Source organism: Plesiomonas sp. ZOR0011, from assembly GCF_000800945.1.
In the GTDB taxonomy this organism is placed as follows: domain Bacteria; phylum Pseudomonadota; class Gammaproteobacteria; order Enterobacterales; family CAMTGL01; genus Plesiomonas; species Plesiomonas shigelloides.
In genome coordinates this window covers 1-2067 of the sequence record NZ_JRKB01000016.1, presented here as the reverse complement: position 1 = coordinate 2067, position 2067 = coordinate 1, and the positions used below count along the sequence as shown (strand labels likewise).

At 44.6% G+C, this 2067-nt stretch carries 2 protein-coding genes; one reads left to right on the top strand and one right to left on the bottom strand.

Annotated features, from left to right (window positions below; translation table 11 throughout):
* Nucleotides 1–342 precede the first annotated feature (342 nt).
* Complete coding sequence (locus tag L975_RS02625) at nucleotides 343–1017, bottom strand: NYN domain-containing protein (protein ID WP_047707059.1); 675 nt, start codon at nucleotides 1015–1017, stop codon at nucleotides 343–345.
* Nucleotides 1018–1383: 366 nt separating this feature from the next.
* Here L975_RS02625 and L975_RS02620 point away from each other — a divergent pair, with 366 nt between their 5' ends.
* The gene (locus L975_RS02620) at nucleotides 1384–1773 is read left to right on the top strand and encodes a helix-turn-helix domain-containing protein (RefSeq protein ID WP_047707058.1); all 390 of its coding nucleotides are present in this window, start codon (nucleotides 1384–1386) and stop codon (nucleotides 1771–1773) included.
* The last annotated feature ends 294 nt before the right edge of the window (nucleotides 1774–2067 follow it).

The following is a 2067-nucleotide window of genomic DNA, read 5'->3' as shown; positions in this document are numbered from 1 at the left end:
TGGGCTGTATGCACGAACTCCCCGTTCAGCCCGACTACCACGCCATGTACGGTAACAAACTCTTGAGTCCAACCCGAACAGACACGACAAATCGCCAGTGGCAGTAGCCATTGGTAACTGAATGCGTGGAGTGCCTAAAGGAGTTCTTGAAGTGATTAGCGTGTTAAGGCTACACTGAAAGGACAGAATATGGTGACTGCGCTCCACGAAAGCCAGTTACCTCGGTTCAAAGAGTTAGCAGCTCTGCGAACCTGAAAAAACCACCGTTAGCAGCGGTGGTTTTTTTCTTTCCAACAGAGATGAGATTACATCGATATCCTAACAATCTCAAGAATATCCATGTTACCAGTGGGCAGGCTTTCGTATTGGTTTACGTCGGGTTGGAATCGTATCTGGATACTGAGATTCAGCTAACGCCTCATTGGATATATAGTTCAACACCCAATCCACTCTCTCCGATGCACTGGTAATGACTCGCTGACCATCTTGCTCACGCGGTATAACCATTCCTATGCGAATATGAGGAAAATCCTGCTTTATCAGTGAAATGGATGGTTCCATATCAGAGTCGTTAGAACAAACAACAATCTGATCGCACAAACCTAAAGATGCATCCCTATACATCTCCAAGGCCATCAATACATCAGTTTGCTTTTCTTCAAGCTTCCAAACCCTTGTTCTATTCAACTTTGATGGCGGAGAGCCCTCAACAAAGGCCATTGCGTGATCAACCCTTTCTGAGTAATAGCCCTTTATAATCTCTACTTTAGATGGGTATGTGACCGTTAAAGCCCGATGATATGACTGCTGAGCTTGATGAGCATCTTGCCCTCGAGAGGCAAATTTAGCTTTGATTTCAGAAGTGAAGAACTTGAGCTTCAGGAGCTCAGCCTCTCTAGACTTTAATGGCAATAATTTTTTTTCAAATAGAGCCACTAAATCGAGCCATTTAGCTCCAGATCTCTTTATTCTTCCGTGATAAAAGTTGAAACCATCAACGTAAACGAATGTTCTCATGACGCTCTGCTTTCTTTGCACATAAAAAAACCGCCTCTGTGGGCGGTTTTAACAACTAAAACATTGATAATCAAACAGTTTAAGTTGCAGTCCCTCAAAAGTGAGATATTGACACTTAGGAGGTAGGTTTCAAGCCCCTCAGGGAAAACGCGTAACTTAATCGCTGCATCCTAGAGGTAGGTATCTAGTCCCTCAAGATAATCGCGTAACTTAATCGCGTCATCAAAAGGTGAGTATGTTTTTAGTATAGTTGATTACTAGATACAGATAAGCGCGCAGGTGTCGTACTAATTATATAATTTAATACCAACCCTGTTAAACTAGCTCTTCCTTCGGAAGTTCTAGTTTAACAGGGTTGGTAGTGTCATGTCAGAAAAAAATATCGAGCGCCGTTGGGGAAGTGATGCGCTAGCTATGGGATGGACAGCAATCCCTGCCTCACTATTCTTTCTTCAAGGAACTCTATCCATTAGTCCTGTGGCATTTAACGTACTATTGAACTTAATTACACATTGGTGGAAACCATACGAATGGCCTCATCCATCACAGGAAAGCATCGCGATCAGAATGAGTGTGTCAGTTAGAACGGTACAACGAGGGCTTGGGGAGTTAGAGCAGAAAGGTTTGCTAATTCGCATAAAAACTAGCAAAGAAAACCCTAAATACCGAGGTAGGAATATTTACGATTTATCTAAGCTCGTTGATGCTCTCAACCACTTAGCTCCTGACATGAAAGATAAGCTCAATGAGCACTGATAATCGACATTTACCATAATCTGCATTTCCCGCACCGCCTGAGACGCTCTAAGCGCGTTTTGGGCGGCTAAGCCACAGAACCGCACCTCTTTACCGCCCAAAACCCCGCAAAACGCCGCTGATGAATTTTGAGGCCATGAATAGCCATGCACCGCCGTGGATGATCGCCGTTTTGAACCCGTTTTCAGTGCTTAACTGGCAAAAGGTCAGGGTGGGGCCACTGGCCCCACTTTAAAAGTCGAGGCGATGAACGGGTACGCAAATGTTTTGCGTGACCGTGAAGTGCCGGCGGGG

Excerpts from the sequence above, each read along its gene's own strand:
- L975_RS02625 (WP_047707059.1), bottom strand. The coding sequence starts at position 1,017 with ATGAGAACATTCGTTTACGTTGATGGTTTCAACTTTTATCACGGAAGA.
- L975_RS02620 (WP_047707058.1), top strand. The coding sequence starts at position 1,384 with ATGTCAGAAAAAAATATCGAGCGCCGTTGGGGAAGTGATGCGCTAGCT.